At 61.0% G+C, this 21782-nt stretch carries 20 protein-coding genes and 4 pseudogenes; 5 read left to right on the top strand and 19 right to left on the bottom strand.

The window, feature by feature from the left end:
* Nucleotides 1-43: 43 nt before the first annotated feature.
* The 9 genes and pseudogenes from ACZZZ4_RS10765 to ubiE form a co-directional block, all read right to left on the bottom strand.
* Nucleotides 44-750 (bottom strand): annotated as a pseudogene (locus ACZZZ4_RS10765) (16S rRNA (uracil(1498)-N(3))-methyltransferase).
* Nucleotides 747-1538: a twin-arginine translocase subunit TatC gene (tatC, locus tag ACZZZ4_RS10770; protein ID WP_016772075.1), complete on the bottom strand. Its 792-nt coding sequence runs from the start codon at nt 1536-1538 to the stop codon at nt 747-749. Before tatC ends, ACZZZ4_RS10765 begins: the two are co-directional and overlap by 4 nt.
* Nucleotides 1535-1965 (bottom strand): annotated as a pseudogene (gene tatB / locus ACZZZ4_RS10775) (Sec-independent protein translocase protein TatB). The gene tatC and the pseudogene tatB overlap by 4 nt, the downstream one beginning before the upstream one ends.
* Before the next feature lie 10 nt (nt 1966-1975).
* Nucleotides 1976-2257, bottom strand: a complete 282-nt coding sequence (locus tag ACZZZ4_RS10780; protein ID WP_039756649.1) for a twin-arginine translocase TatA/TatE family subunit — start codon at nt 2255-2257, stop codon at nt 1976-1978.
* Nucleotides 2258-2282: 25 nt separating this feature from the next.
* Complete coding sequence (locus tag ACZZZ4_RS10785; RefSeq protein ID WP_003220849.1) at nt 2283-2615, bottom strand: phosphoribosyl-ATP diphosphatase; 333 nt, start codon at nt 2613-2615, stop codon at nt 2283-2285.
* Complete coding sequence (gene hisI, locus ACZZZ4_RS10790) at nt 2608-3009, bottom strand: phosphoribosyl-AMP cyclohydrolase (protein WP_463547788.1); 402 nt, start codon at nt 3007-3009, stop codon at nt 2608-2610. The genes ACZZZ4_RS10785 and hisI overlap by 8 nt, the downstream gene beginning before the upstream one ends.
* Nucleotides 3010-3131: 122 nt before the next feature.
* The gene (gene ubiB, locus ACZZZ4_RS10795; protein ID WP_415763873.1) at nt 3132-4736 is read right to left on the bottom strand and encodes a ubiquinone biosynthesis regulatory protein kinase UbiB; all 1605 of its coding nucleotides are present in this window, start codon (nt 4734-4736) and stop codon (nt 3132-3134) included.
* On the bottom strand, nt 4733-5356 hold the full coding sequence (locus tag ACZZZ4_RS10800; RefSeq protein ID WP_039756653.1) for a ubiquinone biosynthesis accessory factor UbiJ: 624 nt from the start codon (nt 5354-5356) through the stop codon (nt 4733-4735). The genes ubiB and ACZZZ4_RS10800 overlap by 4 nt, the downstream gene beginning before the upstream one ends.
* Nucleotides 5356-6126 (bottom strand): bifunctional demethylmenaquinone methyltransferase/2-methoxy-6-polyprenyl-1,4-benzoquinol methylase UbiE, encoded by a 771-nt coding sequence (gene ubiE, locus ACZZZ4_RS10805; protein ID WP_016772069.1) that lies wholly within the window; start codon nt 6124-6126, stop codon nt 5356-5358. Before ubiE ends, ACZZZ4_RS10800 begins: the two co-directional genes overlap by 1 nt.
* 154 nt (nt 6127-6280) lie before the next feature.
* On the opposite strand from ubiE, the gene ACZZZ4_RS10810 reads away from it, so the two are divergent.
* From ACZZZ4_RS10810 to ACZZZ4_RS10820, 3 genes and pseudogenes are all read left to right on the top strand, one after another.
* Nucleotides 6281-6556: a polyhydroxyalkanoic acid system family protein gene (locus ACZZZ4_RS10810; RefSeq protein ID WP_129998272.1), complete on the top strand. Its 276-nt coding sequence runs from the start codon at nt 6281-6283 to the stop codon at nt 6554-6556.
* A gap of 228 nt (nt 6557-6784) precedes the next feature.
* Nucleotides 6785-7206: pseudogene (locus ACZZZ4_RS10815) on the top strand (phasin family protein).
* A gap of 10 nt (nt 7207-7216) precedes the next feature.
* Complete coding sequence (locus ACZZZ4_RS10820; RefSeq protein ID WP_463547789.1) at nt 7217-8110, top strand: phasin family protein; 894 nt, start codon at nt 7217-7219, stop codon at nt 8108-8110.
* A gap of 200 nt (nt 8111-8310) precedes the next feature.
* Here the strand turns inward: ACZZZ4_RS10820 and ACZZZ4_RS10825 are convergent, their stop codons facing one another.
* The 9 genes and pseudogenes from ACZZZ4_RS10825 to argS form a co-directional block, all read right to left on the bottom strand.
* The gene (locus ACZZZ4_RS10825) at nt 8311-8931 is read right to left on the bottom strand and encodes a TetR/AcrR family transcriptional regulator (RefSeq protein ID WP_024011259.1); all 621 of its coding nucleotides are present in this window, start codon (nt 8929-8931) and stop codon (nt 8311-8313) included.
* A gap of 30 nt (nt 8932-8961) precedes the next feature.
* Nucleotides 8962-10644 carry a class II poly(R)-hydroxyalkanoic acid synthase gene (phaC, locus tag ACZZZ4_RS10830; protein WP_463547790.1) on the bottom strand — a complete coding sequence of 561 codons (1683 nt, stop codon included), beginning with the start codon at nt 10642-10644 and terminating at the stop codon, nt 8962-8964.
* Between the two features lie 140 nt (nt 10645-10784).
* Complete coding sequence (gene phaZ, locus ACZZZ4_RS10835) at nt 10785-11639, bottom strand: poly(3-hydroxyalkanoate) depolymerase (RefSeq protein ID WP_463547791.1); 855 nt, start codon at nt 11637-11639, stop codon at nt 10785-10787.
* 93 nt (nt 11640-11732) lie between these two features.
* Nucleotides 11733-13412, bottom strand: a complete 1680-nt coding sequence (gene phaC, locus ACZZZ4_RS10840) for a class II poly(R)-hydroxyalkanoic acid synthase (protein ID WP_101156650.1) — start codon at nt 13410-13412, stop codon at nt 11733-11735.
* Nucleotides 13413-13669: 257 nt separating this feature from the next.
* Nucleotides 13670-14041 carry a gamma-butyrobetaine hydroxylase family protein gene (locus ACZZZ4_RS10845; protein ID WP_016772061.1) on the bottom strand — a complete coding sequence of 124 codons (372 nt, stop codon included), beginning with the start codon at nt 14039-14041 and terminating at the stop codon, nt 13670-13672.
* A gap of 77 nt (nt 14042-14118) precedes the next feature.
* Complete coding sequence (hslU, locus tag ACZZZ4_RS10850; protein ID WP_016772060.1) at nt 14119-15456, bottom strand: ATP-dependent protease ATPase subunit HslU; 1338 nt, start codon at nt 15454-15456, stop codon at nt 14119-14121.
* Between the two features lie 55 nt (nt 15457-15511).
* Nucleotides 15512-16042: an ATP-dependent protease subunit HslV gene (gene hslV, locus ACZZZ4_RS10855; RefSeq protein WP_007968352.1), complete on the bottom strand. Its 531-nt coding sequence runs from the start codon at nt 16040-16042 to the stop codon at nt 15512-15514.
* 290 nt (nt 16043-16332) lie between these two features.
* A pseudogene (locus tag ACZZZ4_RS10860) lies at nt 16333-17031 on the bottom strand (SPOR domain-containing protein); the annotation flags it as partial.
* A 12-nt stretch (nt 17032-17043) separates the two neighbouring features.
* On the bottom strand, nt 17044-18780 hold the full coding sequence (argS, locus tag ACZZZ4_RS10865; protein WP_415763868.1) for an arginine--tRNA ligase: 1737 nt from the start codon (nt 18778-18780) through the stop codon (nt 17044-17046).
* Here argS and ACZZZ4_RS10870 point away from each other — a divergent pair.
* Complete coding sequence (locus tag ACZZZ4_RS10870; protein WP_016772057.1) at nt 18779-18901, top strand: hypothetical protein; 123 nt, start codon at nt 18779-18781, stop codon at nt 18899-18901. The two genes, argS and ACZZZ4_RS10870, sit on opposite strands and share 2 nt — an antisense overlap.
* 118 nt (nt 18902-19019) lie before the next feature.
* Here ACZZZ4_RS10870 and ACZZZ4_RS10875 read toward each other — a convergent pair whose 3' ends face one another.
* Nucleotides 19020-21239, bottom strand: a complete 2220-nt coding sequence (locus ACZZZ4_RS10875) for a primosomal protein N' (protein WP_463547792.1) — start codon at nt 21237-21239, stop codon at nt 19020-19022.
* A gap of 286 nt (nt 21240-21525) precedes the next feature.
* On the opposite strand from ACZZZ4_RS10875, the gene rpmE reads away from it, so the two are divergent.
* On the top strand, nt 21526-21747 hold the full coding sequence (rpmE, locus tag ACZZZ4_RS10880) for a 50S ribosomal protein L31 (RefSeq protein WP_016772055.1): 222 nt from the start codon (nt 21526-21528) through the stop codon (nt 21745-21747).
* The last annotated feature ends 35 nt before the right edge of the window (nt 21748-21782 follow it).

Genomic DNA, 21782 nt, shown 5'->3' on the forward strand with positions numbered 1-21782 from the left:
GGGTGATGGCAATCTGTAACGCCTTTTGTCCGACGCGGTTGCGTCAGAACAGGCGTGCAAGCAGGGCGGTAACGGCGGTTTCGACGCGCAGGATGCGCTCGCCCAGTTGCACCGGTTGCAGGCCGGATTTGGCCAGCAGATCGATTTCGTAGGGAATCCAGCCACCCTCGGGGCCGATGGCCAGGGTCACCGGTTCGCTCAGGGCGCGCGGGCAGGGTGGGAAGTTGCCGGGGTGGCCGACCAGGCCTAGGGTGCCCTCGGCGATCGCCGGCAAGCGATCTTCAACAAAAGGCTTGAAGCGCTTTTCGATGACGATCTCTGGCAGCACCGTATCGCGAGCCTGTTCGAGCCCGAGGATCAACTGCTCACGAATCGCTTCCGGCTCCAGAAATGGCGTCTGCCAGAAGCTTTTTCGACGCGATAGCTATTGACCAGAATCACCTTGGCCACACCCATGGTCGCAACGGTCTGGAACACGCGGCGGAGCATTTTCGGCCGGGGCAGGGCCAGCACCAGCGTCAGCGGCAACTTGACCGGCGGTGGCTGGTCGAGGCTGACACGCAGTTCCGCTTCGCCTGCTTCCAGACGCAACAACTCGGCCGAACCCATCAACCCGTTGATGCGCCCGACGCGCAGGCTGTCGCCGACTTCCGAGCGATGCACTTCCTGCATGTGGGTCAGGCGGCGATCACCCAGGATTACGCGGTCCGCCGCAATGAAATCGGCCTCTTCGAGCAGCAGCAGGTTCATGCCTGGGTCGCTGGCGGCTGGTCGTTGTGGTCGTCGGCCGGGGTTTCGTCCGGGCGTTCGCGCTTGCTGACCAGCGCGCCGAAGAGAATGCCGATCTCGAACAGCATCCACATCGGTACAGCCAGCAGCGTCTGCGAGAAGATGTCCGGCGGGGTCAGGATCATGCCGACCACGAAGCAGCCGATGATCACGTACGGGCGGATTTTCTTCAGGTATTTGACGTCGACCACGCCGATCCACACCAGCAGGACCACGGCCACCGGGATTTCGAACGCCACGCCGAAGGCGAAGAACAGCGTCATGACGAAATCGAGGTAGCTGGCGATGTCGGTCATCATTTCCACGCCAGCCGGGGTGGCAGCGGCGAAGAACTTGAAGATCAGCGGAAAGACGAAGTAATAGGCGAACGCCATGCCGATGTAGAACAGCAGGATGCTGGAGATCAGCAGCGGCACCGCGACGCGTTTTTCATGCTTGTACAGGCCTGGCGCGATAAAGCCCCAGATCTGATGCAGGATCACCGGAATCGCGAGGAACAGCGAAACCATCATCGTCAGCTTCAGCGGCGTCAGGAACGGCGACGACACGTCGGTGGCAATCATCGTCGCGCCGACCGGCAGGTACTGGCGCAGCGGCGTCGAGACGAAGGTGTAGATCTGCTGGGTGAACGCGAACAGCCCGGCAAAGATAATGAAGATCGCCGCCACGCAACGCAGCAGGCGGGTGCGCAACTCGGTGAGGTGCGAAACCAGCGGCATGTGCTGGTCGTTTTCCGGAAGATCGCTCATGGGGCTCGCGGCGGCAAAGTGGTGTCGTGAGGCGCAGGTGTAATCGGCGCGGTATTCGAGGCTACATGTTCAACCGACGTTTCTGCGGGAGCGGATTGTGTCGGCGCGACACCAGCCGCAGGCGCCGTCGGCGCATGAATCGTCGGCTCAGCGGTTGGCTGCGCCGGCGTCGGCTCCTGCTGGTTTGGATTGAAGATCTTCCGCGCCTCTTGCTCCAGCGACAGAATATGCTCGTTGTGCAGTTGCCGACGGATCTCATCGGCACCGATTTCACGTTCAACTTCCTGTTTGATCGCGTTGAAGCTGCGCTTCAGGCGGCCGACCCACAGACCGGCGGTGCGCGCAGCGCCGGCAGACGCTCGGGGCCGAGCACCAGCAGGGCAACGAGGCCGACGAGCAGCAATTCAGAGAAGCTGATACCAAACATTAGTCAGTGCTCACACGTCTTTGCGGATCGGCTCTTCGACTTTCTGCGCCTGCACGTCGATGGTGTGCGGCGGGTTGGCCTGGGCGGTGGTTTGCGGCTGCACCGGTGGCACTGGCTGCGCCGGCGGGGTCACGTTCGGCTCGGTCGGTTTTTCATCGTCGTTCATGGCTTTGCGAAAGCCCTTGATCGATTCGCCAACGTCGGTGCCGAGGTTTTTCAGTTTCTTGGTACCGAATACCAGCACCACGACAATCAGAATGACGACCCAGTGTTTCCAGTCAAAAATGCCCATGTGGCGATTCCTCTCTAAAAGTTGTTCAGGCGGACGGACGCGAGGCTTTCTCGACGTGTCCGGACAGGCCGAAGCGACGGTCCAGTTCATCCAGCACGGCCTGCGGATGCTGCCCCAGTTGGGCGAGCATGACCATGCTGTGGAACCACAGGTCGGCGGTCTCGTAGATCACATCACTGCAATCGCCGCTGATGGCGGCATCCTTGGCGGCAATAATGGTTTCGACCGACTCTTCGCCGACTTTCTCCAGAATCTTGTTCAGCCCCTTGTGATACAGGCTGGCGACATACGAGCTGTCGGCTGCTGCGCCTTTGCGCTCTTCAAGTACCTGAGCGAGGCGGGTCAGGGTGTCACTCATGTGTGTGTCCTGCGGAATAGATAGCGTGCGGGTCTTTCAGAACCGGGTCGACCGTTTTCCAGTCGCCGTTTTCGAAGACCCGGTAAAAGCAGCTTTGACGGCCGGTGTGGCAAGCGATGTCGCCGATCTGTTCAACCATCAGGATGATCACGTCGGAGTCACAGTCCAGACGCATTTCATGCAGGGTCTGCACATGGCCGGACTCTTCGCCCTTGCGCCACAGCTTGCCACGGGAACGTGACCAGTAGATTGCACGATTCTCCGCTGCGGTCAGTTCCAGCGCTTCGCGATTCATCCAGGCCATCATCAATACGCGCCCGGTCTTGTGATCCTGAGCGATCGCCGGCACCAGGCCGTCAGCGTCCCACTTGATCTCGTCCAGCCAGTTTTTCATCTTCAAATCTCGAAAAGCAGCAGCAAGCCATGAGCTTCAAGCTGCAAGTAAAAGCAGGTTGCGCGGTGTACCTGTGTCGTCAAGCTTGAGGCTTGCAGCTTATAACTTGCAGCTGATTCGTGCTATCGGCGAACGACCAGATACAAACCGACCGCGATCATGATTCCGGCGGGCCAGTGCGACCACTCGGTCAACGGGCCGCCCGCAGCGAGGATCGCGCCGCCGGCCAGATGCGCGCAGCCGAGCAGGCGCAGGAACCAGTCGTCCTTGCGTTTGCGCCACGGCGGCGGTGGGTCTTTGGCGTGAGGTTGCGACATGCGTTCGAGCAGGTCGCGGGCCATGTTCGACAGGTGCGGAATCTGCTCCAGCTGGCTCTGCACGTTGCCCAGCAAGGCTTTCGGGCTGACGCGTTCGCGCATCCAGCGCTCGAGAAACGGCTGCGCGGTGTTCCACAGATCCAGATCCGGGTACAGCTGGCGACCGAGGCCTTCGATGTTCAGCAAGGTCTTCTGCAACAGCACCAGTTGCGGCTGCACTTCCATGTTGAAACGGCGAGCGGTCTGGAACAGGCGCATCAGCACCTGGCCAAATGAAATATCTTTTAACGGTTTTTCGAAGATCGGTTCGCACACCGTACGGATCGCCGCTTCGAATTCGTTGAGTTTGGTTTCCGCCGGCACCCAGCCCGAATCGATGTGCAACTGCGCCACACGGCGGTAGTCACGCTTGAAGAAAGCGAACAGGTTGCGCGCCAGATAATCCTGGTCTTCCGGGGTCAGGCTGCCGACGATGCCGCAGTCGATCGCGATGTACTGCGGGCTCCACGGGTTGACCGTGCTGACGAAGATGTTGCCCGGGTGCATGTCGGCGTGGAAGAAGCTGTCGCGGAACACCTGAGTGAAGAAAATCTCCACACCACGCTCGGCGAGCATTTTCATGTCGGTGCGCTGGTCGGCAAGGGTCGCCAGATCGGTGACCTGAATGCCGTAGATGCGCTCCATCACCAGCACTTTCGGCCGGCACCAATCCCAATAGACTTGCGGTACATAAAGCAGCTGCGAGCCTTCGAAGTTGCGGCGCAACTGGCTGGCGTTGGCCGCCTCGCGCAACAGATCGAGCTCGTCGTAAATGGTCTTTTCGTAATCCTGCACCACGTCGACCGGGTGCAGCAGGCGCGCGTCAGCGGAGAATTTCTCGGCGGCGCGGGCAAGAATGAACAGCCACGCCAGATCCTGCGCGATCACCGGTTTCAGGCCCGGGCGAATGACCTTGACCACGACTTCTTCGCCGCTTTTCAGCTGCGCCGCGTGCACCTGCGCCACCGAAGCCGAGGCCAGTGGTTCAACGTCGAAACGGCTGAACACTTCGCTGATTTTCTTGCCCAGCTGTTCTTCGATCAGCTTGATCGACACTTGCGAATCGAACGGCGGCACGCGGTCCTGCAGCAGCATCAGCTCATCGGCGATGTCTTCCGGCAACAGGTCGCGGCGGGTCGAAAGAATCTGCCCGAACTTGATGAAGATCGGCCCCAGATCCTGCAACGCCAAGCGCAAGCGCGCGCCACGGTTGAGCTCCAGCGGCTTGCGCGGCAGCCAGCGCCACGGCAGCAAAAAGCGCACGGCCAGAAGAAACCAGGGCAGCGGCAGATCGAACAGCAGGTCATCGAGGCGGTAGCGGATCACGACGCGCTGGATGCGCAACAGACGGCGGACGGCAAGCAGCTTCATGCGTTATCGCTTGGGTCGAGGGATCGGGAAAGGCGCTCGAAACGCGCCTCGAGTCGTTCCAGATCAAGTTTGATCCGGTCCAGTTCGCTGAATCGCGCCTCGGCTTCGCGTTGCCCGACGAGGGTGCGCGATTCTTCGGCGAGGTATTCGGCAAGATTCTGGTTGAGGCTGGCAAATCCTTGTTGATACCAGCGCGCGCGGCTGCGCAGATGGCCACCGAGCAGTTGCGTGGCGACCGGGCCGAGCCAGCGCGAGAGTTCGTACTCCCAGTCCAGCTCGAGGTCTTGCAGAACGCCGGCCAGTTCCAGCAACACGCCGCTGTTGCCATCGAGCTCGACTTCCGGTGCGTGCAGCACGGCGGTCTTGTCTTTGCTCAGGGCCAGTTTCACCAGGCTTGAGGCCGGTGCACGCAACGTGCAATCGACATCCGCTGCCCACTGCGAAGCCAGCATCAGGCCCTCATCGCTGGGCAGAATGAACAATTGCAGCGCCGGGCTGCGGCAGTCGACGGCAATCACCTTGCCGGTCAGATGCGCCAGGCGCGGCAGCGCCGTGCTGTCGAGACGCAGCACCCGGTTGAGGCCGAGTTCGACGCTGGCGAGCAGCCCGGTAAGCAACATCAGGGCTTGATGCCGCGGTGCAGGGCGACGATGCCTGCGGTCATGTTGTGATAGGTCACGCGGTCGAAACCGGCCTCGACCATCATCGACTTCAGGGTTTCCTGATTCGGGTGCATGCGGATCGATTCGGCCAGGTAGCGATAGCTTTCCGAATCGTTGGTGATCAGCTTGCCCATCAGCGGCATGAAGGCGAACGAGTAGGCGTCGTAAGCTTTCGACATAAGTGCGTTGGTCGGCTTGGAGAATTCCAGCACCAGCAGGCGCCCGCCGGGCTTGAGCACGCGCAGCATCGAACGCAGCGCGTCTTCTTTGTGCGTGACGTTGCGCAGGCCGAAGGCGATGGTCACGCAGTCGAAATGGTTGTCCGGGAACGGCAGTTTTTCCGCGTCGGCCTGGACGAATTCGACGTTGCCGGCAACGCCGAGATCGAGCAGGCGATCACGGCCGACCTTGAGCATCGATTCGTTGATGTCGGCCAGCACGACCTGGCCGGTCGGGCCGACGAGGTTCGAGAACTTGCGGGTCAGGTCGCCGGTGCCACCAGCGATGTCGAGCACGCGGTTGCCACTGCGCACGCCGGAAAGCTCGATCGCGAACCGCTTCCACAGACGGTGCATGCCGCCCGACAGAAGGTCGTTCATCAGGTCGTATTTCGCGGCTACGGAATGGAAAACCTCAGCGACTTTTTCCGCTTTCTGGCTTTCCGGAACGTTTTTGAAGCCGAAGTGAGTGGTGGGTTCGGCATCGCTGCCTTTGCGCTGATCAGTCATATCGCTGTCACCAAAAGAGAATGCGCGACATTCTAATCCCCACGCCATGCTTTGTCTTGGAATGGCTAAAGGTAAGATGGGCAACCCTCGGGACGATTTGCCGCAGATGCGGTCAAGATTCAACGATAGCCATTCAATCATCAGGAGTCATTTCATGGCCAAAATCAGTGTTGAGCGCGCCCACAGCCTGGGCAAGGAAGCCGCCCGCGAGAAGGCCGACAAATTGGCCAAAAAGCTCAACGAACAATACGGCCTTGAGCCGCAGTGGTCGGGCGATACCTTGAACCTCAAGCGTTCGGGCGTAAAAGGCGAAGTGCATGTGGCGGACGATTCGATCCGGGTCGACGTCGAACTGGGCCTGATGATGTCGGCCATGAGCGGCATGATCAAAGCCGAGATCGAGAAGGCGTTGGATAAAGCCCTGGCCTGATTAAGGTTGAAATCCAATCCCCTGTGGGAGCGAGCCTGCTCGCGAAGGCGGTCTTTCAGTCAAATTATTCGTGACTGACAAACCGCTTTCGCGAGCAGGCTCGCTCCCACATTTGTTTAATGATGCTCCCGCTGGTTAGGGTGCCCTTTCTAATTTTTCTGCCTACTTTGTGCCTGAGCCCGACACTCGTCCGGCAGTTCCTCAAACCTTCTGCGCGTGAGGTGCACCATGGCCAAAGTCATTTTGAAGAAAAAATCGACGCTCCGACTTCCACTCTGAGCGACGTCAAATCCTATGCCCGCAAGATCTGGCTGGCAGGCCTGGGCGCCTATACCAAGGTCGGGCAGGAGGGCAGCGAGTACTTTCAAGAGCTCGTCGCCGCCGGTCAAACTGTTGAAAAGAAAGGCAAAAAAGCCGTCACCGAAAAACTCCTAGCAGCCAACGCCGAGATCGATGACGCGGCCACTCAGGTCAGCTCGTTCAAGGGCCGCGTTGAAGTTCAGCTCGACAAGGTCGAGAAGGCCTTCGACAACCGTGTGGCCAGCGCCTTGAATCGAATCGGCATTCCGTCTAAACATGACGTTGAGGCACTCTCTGCTAAGCTCGATGAGCTGACGGCATTGCTCGAACGCGTCGCGCGAAAATCTTAAGGAGAACGGGATGGCTGGCAAAAAGAACACCGATAAAGAAAGCAGCTCGTGGGTCGGGAAGGTCGAGTCCTACTCCCGCAAAATCTGGCTGGCTGGTTTAGGCGTGTACTCGAAGATCGACACTGACGGCAGCAAACTCTTCGATGCATTGGTCAAAGACGGCGAGAAAGCCGAGAAGCTCACCAAGACTGCTGTCGGCAAGAAAGTCGAGGACTCGACCTCCTCGGCCAAGTCGCGCATCAGCGGCGTGAAGGACCGCGCCATGGGCAAGTGGGACGAGCTGGAAGGCGCATTCGACAAGCGTCTGAACAGCGCGATTTCGCGCCTGGGTGTACCGAGCCGCAATGAGGTCAAGGCACTCAACGCCAAGGTCGATACGCTGACCAGACAGATCGAGAAACTCACCGGTCTGAAAGCTCAGCCTGTGGCGGCGAAAACCGCTGCGGCGAAACCTGCCAGTAAAACTGCAGCGGCCAAACCTGCGGCGAAAACCGCAGCCAAGCCACTGGCCAAAGCGGCAGCAAAACCTGCTGCGAAAGCTGCGACCAAAACTGCGGCCGCCAAGCCTGCGACCAAAGCTGCCGCCAAACCGGTTGCCGCCAAAGCCGCTGCGAAACCGGCAGCCAAAGCAGCAGCAAAACCTGCGGCTAAAACTGCAGCGAAACCAGCAGCGAAGACCGCTGCCGCCAAACCTGCTGCGAAGCCTGCGGCCAAACCGGTTGCGGCGAAAAAGCCTGCTGTGAAAAAACCGGCCGCGCCGAAAGCGGCTGCGCCAAAACCGGCCGCTACGCCATCGACTGCTCCAACAGCCCCGGCCAGCGCGGCAAACTCCGCTGCGGCACCGACTGCGGCAGCCACCCCGACTGCAGCATCGACACCGTCGACCCCATCCAGTCAGTCCTGATTGCAGGGCAAATCAAAAACGCCCGGCCTGTGAAGGTCGGGCGTTTTTGTTTGTGGAGATTATCTCGATCACTGCAAGTCCCTGTGGGAGCGAGCCTGCACGCGAAAGCGGTGGATCAGTTACACAGGAATCAGCTGAAAGTTTGCATTCGCGAGCAGGCTCGCTCCCACATTGAATTGTGAGTAGGCGCAGCGCTCGGGTCAGTCATGATCCTCAAGGTATTGCAGCGCCATCCGCTCTGTCGCCACCTTCACTGGCGGCAGCAAATGCGGCGCCACCAGCATCATGATCTGATAAACCACCAGTCTCACTTCCCCCTCCCGATCAAGAATCCGCTGGTAGTCCAGCGAGAACAGCAACGTCATGGTCACCTGCTCTACCAGTTGCCCCAATGCCTGGGTATCGCTGACCAGTTGCCCCGAAGCCTTCAACCGCGCCAACAACGACGCCAGCGTGCGCTTCAGCGCGTTGAGCAGATTGCGAATCCCCTTGGCCAGTTTCGGCAGGCGCCCGGCGAGGTTCGACAGGTCCTGGAACAGGAACCGGTATTGCGCCAGCCGCTCGACGATCAAATGCAAGAACAACCAGTAATCCTCCGGCGCCAGCTCCACGTCCGGCGGCGGGTCGAGCAGGGGCGCGAGTTCATGCTGGAAGCGTTCGAACAGACCGAGAATCAGCGGTTCCTTGCCGTGAAAGTGGTAGTAGAGATTGCCGGGGCTGATCCCCATTTCGTTGGCCACCTCCATGGTGGATACGTTCGGCTCGCCCTTTTCGTTGAACAGTTGCAGCGCACATTCGAGAATCCGGTCGCGGGTTTTCATCCAGTCTTCTTAGAAAAATTCGGTTGAGCGTCAACGCACATGCACATAGGTGCCGGGTGCCGCTTCCATCGGTGGATAGTTCGGACTGCCGAGGGTGGTGCGAGTCTCATTCAGGGCGCCGGAGCGCTGCGCGACCCATTCCAGCCACTGTGGCCACCAGCTGCCGTCGACGTGTTTGGCATCGTAGTACCAGGCACGCGGGTCGCTGCTCAGTTTGGCGTTCTCGACGTAGGCAGCTTTCGAGTTGCTCGGCGGGTTGAGGATGCTCTGCACGTGGCCGCTGTTGGACAGCACGAAGCGTCGCTCGCCACCGAGCAGCAGGGTCGAGCGATACACCGCGTCCCATGGCGTGATGTGGTCGTTCATGCCGGCGACGCTGAAGCTGTCGACGTTGACCTTCTGCAGGTCGATCGGCGTGCCGCACACCTCGAGGCCGCCCGCGTGGATCAGCGGGTTGTGCTTGAAGAAGTCCAGCAGATCGCCGTGCAGCGCCGCCGGCAGGCGTGTGTTGTCGTTGTTCCAGTAGAGGATGTCGAAAGCTGGCGGCTCCTTGCCCAGCAGGTAGTTGTTGACGAAATAGCTCCAGATCAAATCGTTGGGGCGCATCCAGGCGAAGACCTTGGCCATGTCGCGACCGTCGAGCACGCCTCGCTGGTACGAGCGTCGCTTGGCCGCTTCCAGTGTTTGTTCATCGGCGAACAGCGTGGCCGGGGTCTCGATCTGGCTGTCGAGCAGGCTGACCAGGTACGTCGCGCTGGCGACCCGGCGCAGTTGCCGTTTGGCCTGCAGATGGCCTTGCAGGGCGGCGATGGTCAGGCCGCCGGCGCAGGCGCCCATCAGGTTGACTTCCCGCGCACCGGTAATCGCCCGGCAGATGTTCATCGCTTCTTCGACCGCTTCGACGTAACTCGACAGGCCCCACTCGCGATGGCGCACATCAGGATTGCGCCAACTGATCATGAACGTCTGCAGGCTGTTTTTCAGGGCGTACTGGACGAAGCTGTTCTGCGGGCTCAGATCGAAGATGTAGTACTTGTTGATTTGCGGCGGCACCACCAGCAGCGGCTTGGCGTACTGCTTTTCGCTCATCGACTTGTACTGGATCAACTCGAACATTTCATTGCGAAACACCACCGATCCGCTGGTGGTCGCCACGGTTTTGCCAACCTCGAATGCTTGTTTGGTCACTTGCCGTGGCAGGCCGTCGTTGTGCAAAAGATCATCGAAAAGATGGCTCAGGCCACGCACCAGACTCTGCCCGCCGGAATTGAACAGCTCCTTGACCGCCAGCGGATTGAGCAGGGTATTGGATGGCGCTACGGCGTCATTGAGCAAAGTGAAAGCGAAGTGCGCACGGGCGCGATCTTCAGGGCTCATGTCGCCCTCATCGAGCCAGCTCTTGACCTGTTTCTGCCAGGCCAGATACGCCTGCAGGCTGCGCCGGTAGAACGGGTTGAGGCTCCACGCCGGATCGGCGAAGCGGCTGTCTTGCGGATTGGTCGGGTGCAGGGTTTCGCCGAGCAGTACGCGGCCCAACTGCCCGCCAAGCTTCAGCGCGTGCCTGGCGCTGTGCAAAGGATTGCGCAAGCCGTGGGCGGCGACGCTGCGCAGTGTCGACAGCAGGTCCCTGCCACGCAGACCGGCGATCGCACTCTGGGCGTTGATAAACACGGCGGGGCTGGGCACCACGCCCGTCGCTGGTTTTTCGCGCATGACTCAACACTCCTTCGTCTTCAGGGCAAAAACTCACTCACCGAACCAGAACACCATAGACGCTGTTACCGGTTGCTGCCTGCGCGGCGTCCTGCCGCGCGCTTGATTTGAAAAGTGCTGCATAAAGCAGGCCGCCGCGATCAGCCGCCCAGCGGCGCCGGATGCGGATGCATGACTGCGCGCAGACGCTCCTCTTCGAGAAACTTCATGATGATCGGCGCCACCGCTTCGGCGCGGGTAATCAGGAACAGATGGCCGTCATCGATGATGTGCAGCTGCGCGTTGGGAATGCGCCAGGCGAGCATGCGCATGTTGATCAGCGGAATCAGTGGGTCGTCATCGCCGGCCAGCACCAGCGTCGGCTGATGGATCTTGTGCAGCCAGTGGATGCTGGTCCAGCCGAGGCCGGCGAACAGCTGCCAGTAGTAACCGAGCTTGCCCGCCGAGCGCACTTTCGCCGCATGGCTGGCCGCCAGCGTCGGGTCGCGGCGGAACGAGCCGCCGTAGATCATCGGCGCGATGCGAATCACATGGGATGGCTGAATGTAGCGGCGCGGGCTGGCCATCATCCACAGCACTTTCGGCTTGCCCGGGACCATTACCGCACCGGCCGCAGTGGCCGCCAGTACCAGTTTCTTGCAGCGCTCGGGGTAGTCGTAGGCGAACTGCTGCGCAAGGGCACCGCCCCACGACACACCGATCACATTGACCTGACCGTAGTCGAGATAATCGAGCATCCGCGCCGTCAGTTTGGCCAGACCGGGGAAGCGATACGGCCGGTTCGGCGTCGACGAGCCGCCGACACCGGGCACGTCGAAGGCGATCACTTCCAGATCCGGGTCGAGCGCTGCGACAAACGGAAACACCAGCTCCAGGTTGGCGCCGATGCCGTTGAAGATCAGCAGAGGCGTCAAATGAGGCTTGCCGGGACGCACCGCCGTGCGGAGGGTCTGGCCATCCAGATCGACGGTGCGGAATATGAACGGTTGCGGCATGGGTCAAACCCTTCGGGTCAGTTGGGAGCAGCTGCAAGCCGCAAGCTTCAAGCAGAACCCCTCAGCTTGTCGCTCGCAGCTTGAAACTTGCCGCTATCTCTCATGTACGTAAGTGCCCGGCGAAGCCTCGCCCGCCGGGTACGCTTTGTTGCCCAGTTTTGTCGGGGCCTTTTTCAGGTTGCCCGAGCGCTCGGCCAGCCATGCCTGCCAGTACAGCCACCAGGAATCGGTGTGCTTGGTCGAGTTTTCCTGCCAGTCATCGGCAGTGGCGGCCATCTCTTCGCCGGTCATGTAGCGCGACTTCGGATTGCCCGGCGGGTTGAGAATGCTCTGGATATGGCCGCTGCTCGACAGCACGAATTCGACTTTGCCGCCGAACAGCTGCGCCGACTTGTAGCAGGACTTCCACGGGGTGATGTGGTCGTTGGTGCCGGCCAGCGAGAAGATGTCGGCGGTGACCTGCTTGAGGTCGATCGGCGTGCCGCACACTTCCAGTGCATTGGGACGGATCAGTGGATTGTTTTTGAACATCTCGATCAGGTCACCGTGGAACGCAGCGGGCAGGCGGGTGGTGTCGTTGTTCCAGAACAGGATGTCGAACACCGGTGGCTCGTTGCCGAGCAGGTAGTTGTTGACCCAGTAATTCCAGATCAGATCGTTGGGGCGCATCCAGGCGAAGACCTTGGCCATGTCTTTGCCTTCCAGCACTCCGGCCTGATAGGAGTGGCGCTTGGCGGTCTCGAGGGTCTGCTCATCGACGAACAGGGCGACGTCGCTGTCCAGGGTGGTGTCGAGCACGCTGACCAGCAGGGTGAGGGCATTGACCTTGTTCTCGCCGAGCGCGGCGTAGTGGCCGAGCAGGGCGGTGCAGGTGATGCCGCCGGAGCAGGCGCCGAGCATGTTCACGTCTTTGCTGCCGGTGATCGCGGTGACCACGTCGACCGCTTCCTTCAGCGCTTCGATGTAGGTCGACAGACCCCATTCGCGCTGGGCCTTGGTCGGGTTACGCCAGCTGATGATGAAGGTCGGCACATTGTTGCGCAGGCAGAAGCGCGCCAGGCTCTTGTCCGGGCTCAAGTCGAAAACGTAGAACTTGTTGATCTGCGGCGGCACCACCAGCAGCGGGCGTTCGTGGACTTGCTCGGTGATCGGCCGGTACTGGATCAGCTCCAGCACGTCGTTGCGGAACACCACCGCGCCCTCGGTGACGCCGAGGCTTTTGCCGACCTCGAACGCACCCATGTTGACCTGGCTCGGCATGCCGCCGTTGTGCACCAGATCCTTGGCCAGATGCGAGAGGCCGTCGAGCAGGCTTTTGCCGCCGGTTTCGAAGAAGCGTTTGACCGCCGCCGGATTGGCCGCCGTATTGGTCGGCGCCATGGCTTCGGTCATCAGGTTGATGACGAAATGGCCGCGAGCGATGTCTTTGGGGGACAGGCTGCTGTCATCAATCCAGGCATGCAGTTCCTTGCGCCAGGCCAGGTAGGTTTGCAGATAACGTTTGTATAGCGGGTTCTGGCTCCACGCCGGGTCGGCAAAGCGGCGGTCATCACCGGCCGGTTGCAGCGCGGATTTGCCCAGCAGCACGTTCTTCAGCTCGAGGCCGAAATGGGTCACGTGCCTGACGCTGTGAATCGGTTGTCTGATGGCCTGTTTCAGCACCATTCGAGCAGAGGCCAGCAGATCCTTTCCGCGCAGCCCGACGACGGGGTTAAGCCCCAGAGTGTTTTCCGAGGCTTGGTACTTCAGGTCATCGTTATTCTTGTCACTCATCTACGACGCTCCATTGTCCTGAGACGAGTACCCGGTTTCACGCTGTCGCTTCCACAGCCAATGCCGGGTACTACTGCTCGGGTGACCGTTGATTCTGCATAGCTGCTTTACAGTCGTAGAGCACTGCAGGGAACTTGCCAGCTCCATTGGTTACCCGAGTTTAATTTTTTTCGCAAGCGGCCCATCCTGGGCTGCGTGAGCGGAGCATTCAAACAGATGAAGTTAGAAAATGCCCTCTAAAGAGCAAGAGCCACGGCCTAGAGCATCAGCTTGACGAACGACTCGTTCGGATCCCGGGATTTTCCGGCAGCGCGCAGCTCGGCAAGATAATCGTCCCAGAGTTCGTTCTGGCGCTTGCCGAGTTCGTAGAGGTATTCCCAGGTGAACAGGCCGCTGTCGTGACCGTCGTCGAAGGTCAGTTTCAGTGCATAGTTGCCAGCCGGTTCCAGCTTGCTCAGACCCACGTTGAGCTTGCCGAATTGCAGGATCGGTTTGCCGTGGCCCTGGACCTCGGCGGAGGGAGAGTGCACGCGCAGAAACTCGGCGGGCAGAGTGTATTCCTCGCCGGACGCGTAAGTGAGCGTCAGGGTTTTCGAGGCTTTGTGCAGTTTGATGTCGGTGGGAATCATGAAAAACAGCCTTCAGCTGCAAGCTACAAGCTGCAAGCTTAACTCAGCTTGCCGCTTGTAGCTTGTAGCTTGCCGCTCTACAGAATGTAGCGGGACAGATCTTCGTTCTGCGCCAATTCGCCAAGGTGGCTGTTGACGTAGTCGGCGTCGATCAGAATCGCCTTGTCATCGTGGGCGCTGGCCAGGTCGCCGGCGCTGAACGACACCTCTTCGAGCAGACGCTCAAGCAGGGTGTGCAGGCGACGGGCGCCGATGTTCTCGGTTTTCTCGTTGACCTGCCAGGCGATCTCCGCCAGACGCTTGATGCCCTCGGGCTGGAACTGGATGTTCAGACCTTCGGTTTTCAGCAGCGCGCAGTATTGCTCGGTGAGCGAGGCGTGCGGTTCGCTGAGGATGCGCTCGAAGTCTTCCGGGCTCAGCGCCTTGAGTTCGACGCGGATCGGCAGACGGCCTTGCAGCTCCGGCACCAGATCGCTCGGCTTGCTCAGGTGGAACGCACCGGAGGCGATGAACAGGATGTGGTCAGTCTTGACCATGCCCAGCTTGGTGTTGACGGTGCAGCCTTCGATCAGCGGCAGCAGGTCGCGCTGCACGCCTTCACGGGACACATCGGCGCCGCCGACGTTACCGCGCTTGGCGACTTTGTCGATTTCGTCGATGAACACGATGCCGTGCTGCTCGACCGCTTCCAGCGCCTTGGCTTTCAGCTCTTCTTCGTTGACCAGACGTCCGGCTTCTTCGTCGCGCACCAGTTTCAGCGCTTCCTTGACCTTGAGCTTGCGCGACTTCTTCTTGCCCTTGCCCATGTTGGCAAACAGCGATTGCAGCTGGTTGGTCATCTCTTCCATGCCCGGCGGCGTGGCGATTTCGATGCCGGAAACTTCGGCGACTTCGATCTCGATTTCCTTGTCGTCCAGCTGACCTTCGCGCAGGCGCTTGCGGAACAGCTGGCGGGTATTGGAATCGGAGCTCGGCGCTTCTTCGTTGCTGAAGCCCATGCGGGCCGGCGGCAGCAACGCGTCGAGGATGCGGTCCTCGGCGGCGTCTTCGGCGCGGTGGCGTACGCGGGTCATTTCCTGCTCGCGGAGCATCTTGATCGCAGCATCGGCCAGATCACGGATGATCGACTCGACGTCACGACCGACATAACCGACTTCGGTGAATTTGGTCGCTTCGACCTTGATGAACGGCGCATTGGCCAGTTTCGCCAGGCGACGGGCGATCTCGGTTTTACCGACACCGGTCGGGCCGATCATCAGGATGTTCTTCGGGGTCACCTCAACGCGCAGCTCTTCAGGCAGCTGCATGCGGCGCCAGCGGTTGCGCAGGGCAATCGCGACGGCGCGCTTGGCATCGTCCTGGCCGATGATATGGCGGTTGAGTTCGTGGACGATTTCGCGGGGAGTCATGGACATAATAATTGACGGTCCTCAAGCAGAAACAAGCCGTGGCACACGGGCCGAAACAGGCTTATTCAGCGAGATCCTGCTCCTCAATGGTCTGGGTGTGGTTGGTGAATACGCAGATGTCGCCGGCGATGCCGAGGGCGGTTTCGACGATCTCGCGCGCCGACAGGTCAGTCTTTTTCAGCAGGGCGCTGGCGGCGGCTTGCGCGTAGGCGCCGCCGGAACCCATGGCAATCAGGCCATCTTCGGGTTCAACCACGTCACCGTTGCCGGTGATGATCAGCGAGGCATCCTTGTTGGCAACCGCGAGCATCGCTTCGAGACGGCTCAGGGAGCGGTCGGTGCGCCATTCTTTGGCAAGTTCGACGGCGGCGCGGATCAGGTGGCCCTGATGTTTTTCGAGCTGGCCTTCGAAGCGTTCGAACAGGGTGAAGGCGTCGGCGGTGGCACCGGCAAAACCGGCGATGACCTGGCCGTGGTACAGGCGACGAACCTTTTTGGCGTTGCCTTTCATCACGGTGTTGCCGAGAGAAACCTGGCCGTCGCCGCCCATGACGACTTTGCCGTGGCGGCGGACTGAAACGATGGTGGTCAAGGGAAGAGTCTCCACGCAGCGGGGCGAAAATGCCTTATGCCCATTCATATGGGGGTGCTGGAGGGGATTTCAACCGGCAGGGACGATGGGAGACGAATGGTGTGTGTGATGACGGTGGCGAGGGGATTTATCCCCGTTCGGCTGCGAAGCAGTAGCGAAACCATCATTTGCGGTATGCCTACTGCACCGCAATGGCTGGTTTCAGGGCTGCTCCGCAGCCAAACGGGGATAAATCCCCTCGCCACAAAGTTTGAAGGTCACCTGCAAGTTGCAGCTGACCTCTGAGAGCCTTAGCGGCTCTGGCGTTGTTGTAACAACAGGTTGCTGAAGCCGGCACCGGCCAGTTGTTTCTGTGCCGTTGTCAGTTGTTCACGGTTGCTGAACGGGCCGACCAAGACGCGGTACCAGGTTTCATCCTTGACCGTACCGGACTCCACCGCGACGGCTTGCCCGAGCAGAATGATCTGCGCACGCACCTTGTCAGCATCGGTTTCCTTGCGGAACGAACCGGCCTGGAGGAAGAACTTGGTCACTGGCGCGGCCTTGCTCACTGGCGGCGCTGGCGGCGGCGTAATCCCGGCCAGGGCTGCCTGCGCACGTGCGGTGTCGATCTTCGCCGCTTCGGCCGGGGTCACCGGCGTGGTCGGGATGGCCGGCACTTGCGGCGTCGGCAGGGTCTTCTCAGGTACTGCGTCCGGCGGCACGATCACTTCCGATTCCGGCAGCAAGGTGTAGAAGTCGTACTTCGGCTTCACCGGTTGCGTCGGGCTCGGCGGGGTCTTGTTGGCCTCGGCGATCTTCGACGCTTTCTGCTGCTGTTCGACTTTCTCGCGCTTGACCGTGTCGCTGCCCTTGCCCGGTTCCAGTTTCATCAGAAACACGATGAACGCGCCGACGGTCAGGCCGATGGCCATCCACAGCCAGCCCGGAATCGGTTGTTTCGCTGGGGCCTGATAGCGACTGGCGCCGCGTTTGGGTGCAGGTTTTTCTTGGCAGCCAACTTACATACGCTCCAGAGTTTCCAGACCCAACAGCTCCAGGCCTTGCTTGAGGGTGCGACCGGTCAGTGCGGCCAGACGCAGACGGCTCTGCATCTGCGCCGGGGTGTCGGCGGCGAGGATCGGGCAGTTCTCGTAGAAGCTGGAGAACAGGCCGGCGACGTCGTACAGGTAGGTGCAGAGAATGTGCGGCGTGCCTTTTTCAGCGACGTTGTTCAGCACTTCGCCGAACTGCGCCAGCTTCGCCGCCAGCTCCTGCTCGTGCGCCGCTTCGAGGACGATCTGGCCGTCGACTTCGCTGAAGTCCTTGCCCAGTTTGCGGAACACACCGGCCACGCGGGTGTAGGCGTACAGCAGGTATGGCGCGGTGTTGCCTTCGAAGTTGAGCATCAGGTCGAAGTTGAAGCTGTAGTCGCTGGTGCGATGCTTGGACAGGTCGGCGTATTTAACTGCGCCGATGCCGACGACCTTGGCGATGTTGCGCAACTCGTCTTCGGCCAGGGTCGGGTTCTTCTCTTTCACCAGGTTGTAGGCGCGTTCCTGGGCTTCGGTGAGCAGATCGATCAGCTTCACGGTGCCGCCGTCACGGGTCTTGAAAGGACGGCCATCGGCGCCGTTCATGGTGCCGAAACCCATGTGTTCCATTTCCATCGGATGGGTGACGAAACCGGCCTTGCGCGCCACGGCGAAGACCTGCTGGAAGTGCAGGGCCTGACGCTGATCGACGAAATACAGTGCGCGATCAGCCTTGAGCTTGCCGCTGCGGTAGCGCACGGCGGCGAGGTCAGTGGTGGCGTACAGGTAACCGCCGTCGGCCTTGACGATGATCACCGGCAGCGGGTCGCCATCGGCGTTCTTGAACTCGTCGAGGAACACACACTGGGCGCCGTTGCTCTCGACCAGCATGCCGGCAGCCTTGAGATCGTTGACCACGTTGATCAGGTCGTCGTTGTAGGCGCTTTCGCCCATGACGTCGGCCATGGTCAGTTTGACGTTGAGCAGTTCGTAGATCTTCTGGCAGTGCGACAGCGAGATGTCCTTGAACCGGGTCCACAGCGCCAGGCATTCGGCATCGCCGGCCTGCAGCTTGACCACCAGGCCACGGGCGCGGTCGGCGAATTCTTCGGATTCGTCGAAACGCTGCTTGGCCGCGCGGTAGAAGTTTTCCAGATCGGACAGCTCGTCGCTGGTGATCGGGTTTTCCTGCAAATAAGCCATCAGCATGCCGAACTGAGTGCCCCAGTCGCCGACGTGGTTCTGGCGGATCACTTCGTCACCGAGGAACTCGAGTACGCGAGCCACACCGTCACCGATGATGGTCGAGCGCAAGTGGCCGACGTGCATCTCTTTGGCCAGGTTCGGTGCCGACAGGTCGACCACGGTGCGCTGCGCCGGGCCGGCCTTGCGTACGCCGACATGGGCATCGGCCAGCGCGGCGTCGAGACGCGCGGCCAGGGCCTGGGTGTTCTGGAAAAAATTGATGAAGCCCGGGCCGGCGATTTCGGCCTTGGTGACGTTCTCGTCGGCGGGCAGTGCGGCGATGATTTTCTCCGCCAGGTCGCGCGGCTTCATGCCGGCTGGCTTGGCCAGCATCATGGCGATGTTGCTGGCGAAGTCGCCGTGGGTCTTGTCGCGGGCGTTCTCCACCTGGATCGCCGGCGTCAGGCCTTCAGGCAACACACCTTCGTTGACGAGTTGGGTGAGGGCTTGCTGGATCAGCTGGCGAATGGTGTCTTTCATGGTCTTCTCTTTCGACCGCAAGCGCGGCGGGCGCATCGATGCGCGGGTGGAAAAACTGGGCATTATCCGTTGCGAAGACGGGCTTGCCAACCTTAGCAGGCAGGATGTGGATATGTGGTGACAAAAAGTCCGCTTTCGCGAGCAGGCTCGCTCCCACAAGGTTTTGCGCAGGACACACAAGGTATGTACGGCGCTGATCCACTGTGGGAGCGAGCCTGCTCGCGAAAGCGATCTTCAGCTCAATACAGATCCACCGGATCAACATCCAGCGACCAGCGCACCGCCCGCCCGCTCGGCATCTGCTCCAGCACCAGCATCCAGCTGGCCAGCAACCGGTGCAGCGGCGCCCGGGCGGTCGCCTGCAACAACAGTTGCGCGCGATAGCGCCCGGCACGGCGCTCCATCGGCGCCGGCACCGGCCCGAGCAATTCGATGCCGCTCAGATTCAATTCCGCCAGCAAGCGCTCGGCCTCGCTGCACGCTTCATCGAGAAAACCTTCCGCCTGCCCCGGCTTGTGCGCTTCGGCGCGCAGCAGCGCCAGATGGGCAAACGGCGGCAACCCGGCCGCGCGGCGTTCGCTCAGGGCTTGTTCGGCGAAGGCGAAATAACCTTGCTCGGTCAGTTGCACCAACAAAGGATGGTCGGCGAGGTGCGTCTGGATGATCACCCTGCCCGGTTCCTCAGCCCGGCCGGCGCGCCCGGCGACCTGGACAATCAACTGCGCCATGCGCTCGCTGGCGCGGAAGTCGCCGGAGAACAGGCCGCCGTCGGCATCCAGGATCGACACCAGCGTCACCCGTGGGAAATGGTGCCCTTTGGCCAACATCTGCGTGCCGACCAGAATGCACGGCTGGCCTTTCTGGATCGTCGCGAACAGCTGATTCATCGCGTCCTTGCGCGAGGTGCTGTCGCGATCGACGCGCAGCACCGGGTAATCCGGAAACAGAATCGCCAAGCGTTCTTCGGCGCGTTCGGTACCGGCGCCGACCGGGCGCAGATCGACCTTGCTGCACTTCGGGCACTGGCGTGGCGTGCGCTCAACGTTGCCGCAGTGGTGACAGCGCAACTCGCCGTAACGCTGGTGTACGGTCATGCGCGCATCGCAGCGCGAGCACTCGGACATCCAGCCGCAATCGTGGCAGAGCAGGGTCGGGGCAAAGCCGCGACGGTTGAGGAACACCAGCACCTGCTGGCCGTTGGCGAGGGTCTGGCCGATGGCTTGCTGCATCGGTCCGGAAATACCGCTGTCGAGCGGACGGCTTTTGACGTCCAGACGCAGAAAGCGCGGTTGCTTGGCGCCGCCGGCGCGCTCGTTCAGGCGCAGCAGGCCGTAGCGGCCGGTGTAAGCGTTGTGCAGACTTTCCAGCGACGGCGTGGCGGAGCCGAGCACGATCGGGATGTTTTCCTGCCGCGCGCGCACCAGCGCCAGATCGCGAGCGTGGTAGCGCAGACCTTCCTGCTGTTTATAGGAACCGTCATGTTCTTCATCGATGATGATCAGCCCGGGATTTTTCATTGGCGTGAACAGTGCCGAGCGGGTGCCGATAATAATGTCGGCCTCGCCATCACGGGCGGCGAGCCAGGCTTCCAGGCGTTCGCGATCATTTACCGCCGAGTGCAGCAGGGCGATGCGCGCATTGAAGCGCTGTTCGAAACGCGCCAGGGTCTGCGGGCCGAGGTTGATCTCCGGGATCAGCACCAAGGCCTGCTTGCCGGCTTCGAGGGTCTCGCGGATCAGTTGCAGATAGACTTCGGTCTTGCCGCTGCCGGTGACGCCGGCCAACAGGAAGGCGTGATAACTGTCGAAGCCGGCGCGAATCGCTTCATACGCGGCGCGCTGTTCACTGTTGAGCGGCAGCTCCGGTTGCGCCAGCCAGTGTTCATGGCGAACGCCGGGGGCGTGGCGACGGATTTCGACCTGCACCAGCCCCTTGGCCAGCAGCAGATCGAGGCTGTCCTTGCTCAGCATCAGTTTGCTCAGCAACTGATGCGCCACGCCGTGGGGATGCTGGGCCAGAGTGGTCAGCGCCTCGCGCTGGCGCGGCGCACGGGCGACCCGAGGGTCGTCAACGCTGGCGCCGGGGGCAATTGACCAGAAGCGTTCCTGCCGTATCTCGGCCAGCTCACCCTGACGCAGCAGCACCGGCAAGGCCCAGTTCAAGGTGTCGCCAAGGCTGTGCTGGTAATACTGCGCGGTCCACAGACACAGCTTGAACAGCGCTGGCGGCAGTGGCGAAGTCGTATCGAGCAGAGCCAGTGCCGGTTTGAGTTTTTCTGCCGGCACTTCGCTGGTATCGGTGACCTCGACCAGAATCCCGATCATCTCGCGCCGCCCGAACGGCACCCGCAGGCGCATGCCCGGCTGCAATTGCTCGCGCCGCACCCCGGCCGGCGCCCGGTAATCGAACAGGCGGCGCAAAGGCGAAGGCAGGGCAAGGTGCAGAATGGCGTCGGGCACGCGGGGGATCTCTATAAACGCAAAAGAAGGGTTGAACGCAGATAATTGTGGGGGCGAGCTTGCTCGCGAAGGCGGTGTATCAGGCGCTTGAACATTGACTGACACGACGCATTCGCGAGCAAGCTCGCTCCCACAGGGTAATGCGTTCAAGGCCGGGAGCCTAGCAGACGGTCGGTCTCGGTGACAGCTTGCGCGATTGAAAAGGTCTGGTAGAATCCGCGGCCTAATTACGTGCGGTATTCAACAATAGTGTTGGGTGGCGGCACGCTAGCCTGAGGAAGACACCATGAAAGCCGAAATCCATCCGAACTACCCGGAAATCGCTGTTACCTGCAGCTGCGGTAACAAGTTCGAAACTCGTTCGACCTACGGCAAAGCCCTGGCGATCGACGTTTGCAACGAATGCCACCCGTTCTACACCGGTAAGCAGAAGACTCTGGACACCGGCGGCCGTGTGCAGAAGTTCGCAGACCGTTTCGCTACTTTCGGCGTCGGCAAAAAAGCCTGAGGCTGATCATTTTGGAAGGTCGCTTCGACTTCTCC

The sequence above is a fragment of the Pseudomonas sp. AC252 genome (genome assembly GCF_979258105.1).

Excerpts from the sequence above, each read along its gene's own strand:
- ACZZZ4_RS10810 (WP_129998272.1), top strand. The coding sequence starts at position 6,281 with ATGGCCAAAATCAGTGTTGAGCGCGCCCACAGCCTGGGCAAGGAAGCC.
- hslU (WP_016772060.1), bottom strand. The coding sequence starts at position 15,456 with ATGTCCATGACTCCCCGCGAAATCGTCCACGAACTCAACCGCCATATC.
- ACZZZ4_RS10780 (WP_039756649.1), bottom strand. The coding sequence starts at position 2,257 with ATGGGCATTTTTGACTGGAAACACTGGGTCGTCATTCTGATTGTCGTG.
- hisI (WP_463547788.1), bottom strand. The coding sequence starts at position 3,009 with ATGAAAAACTGGCTGGACGAGATCAAGTGGGACGCTGACGGCCTGGTG.
- tatC (WP_016772075.1), bottom strand. The coding sequence starts at position 1,538 with ATGAGCGATCTTCCGGAAAACGACCAGCACATGCCGCTGGTTTCGCAC.
- ACZZZ4_RS10800 (WP_039756653.1), bottom strand. The coding sequence starts at position 5,356 with ATGTTGCTTACCGGGCTGCTCGCCAGCGTCGAACTCGGCCTCAACCGG.
- ACZZZ4_RS10820 (WP_463547789.1), top strand. The coding sequence starts at position 7,217 with ATGGCTGGCAAAAAGAACACCGATAAAGAAAGCAGCTCGTGGGTCGGG.
- ACZZZ4_RS10785 (WP_003220849.1), bottom strand. The coding sequence starts at position 2,615 with ATGAGTGACACCCTGACCCGCCTCGCTCAGGTACTTGAAGAGCGCAAA.
- ACZZZ4_RS10825 (WP_024011259.1), bottom strand. The coding sequence starts at position 8,931 with ATGAAAACCCGCGACCGGATTCTCGAATGTGCGCTGCAACTGTTCAAC.
- argS (WP_415763868.1), bottom strand. The coding sequence starts at position 18,780 with ATGAAAGACACCATTCGCCAGCTGATCCAGCAAGCCCTCACCCAACTC.
- ACZZZ4_RS10870 (WP_016772057.1), top strand. The coding sequence starts at position 18,779 with ATGGTCTTCTCTTTCGACCGCAAGCGCGGCGGGCGCATCGATGCGCGG.
- phaZ (WP_463547791.1), bottom strand. The coding sequence starts at position 11,639 with ATGCCGCAACCGTTCATATTCCGCACCGTCGATCTGGATGGCCAGACC.
- ACZZZ4_RS10845 (WP_016772061.1), bottom strand. The coding sequence starts at position 14,041 with ATGATTCCCACCGACATCAAACTGCACAAAGCCTCGAAAACCCTGACG.
- ubiB (WP_415763873.1), bottom strand. The coding sequence starts at position 4,736 with ATGAAGCTGCTTGCCGTCCGCCGTCTGTTGCGCATCCAGCGCGTCGTG.
- rpmE (WP_016772055.1), top strand. The coding sequence starts at position 21,526 with ATGAAAGCCGAAATCCATCCGAACTACCCGGAAATCGCTGTTACCTGC.
- phaC (WP_463547790.1), bottom strand. The coding sequence starts at position 10,644 with ATGCGCGAAAAACCAGCGACGGGCGTGGTGCCCAGCCCCGCCGTGTTT.
- phaC (WP_101156650.1), bottom strand. The coding sequence starts at position 13,412 with ATGAGTGACAAGAATAACGATGACCTGAAGTACCAAGCCTCGGAAAAC.
- ubiE (WP_016772069.1), bottom strand. The coding sequence starts at position 6,126 with ATGACTGATCAGCGCAAAGGCAGCGATGCCGAACCCACCACTCACTTC.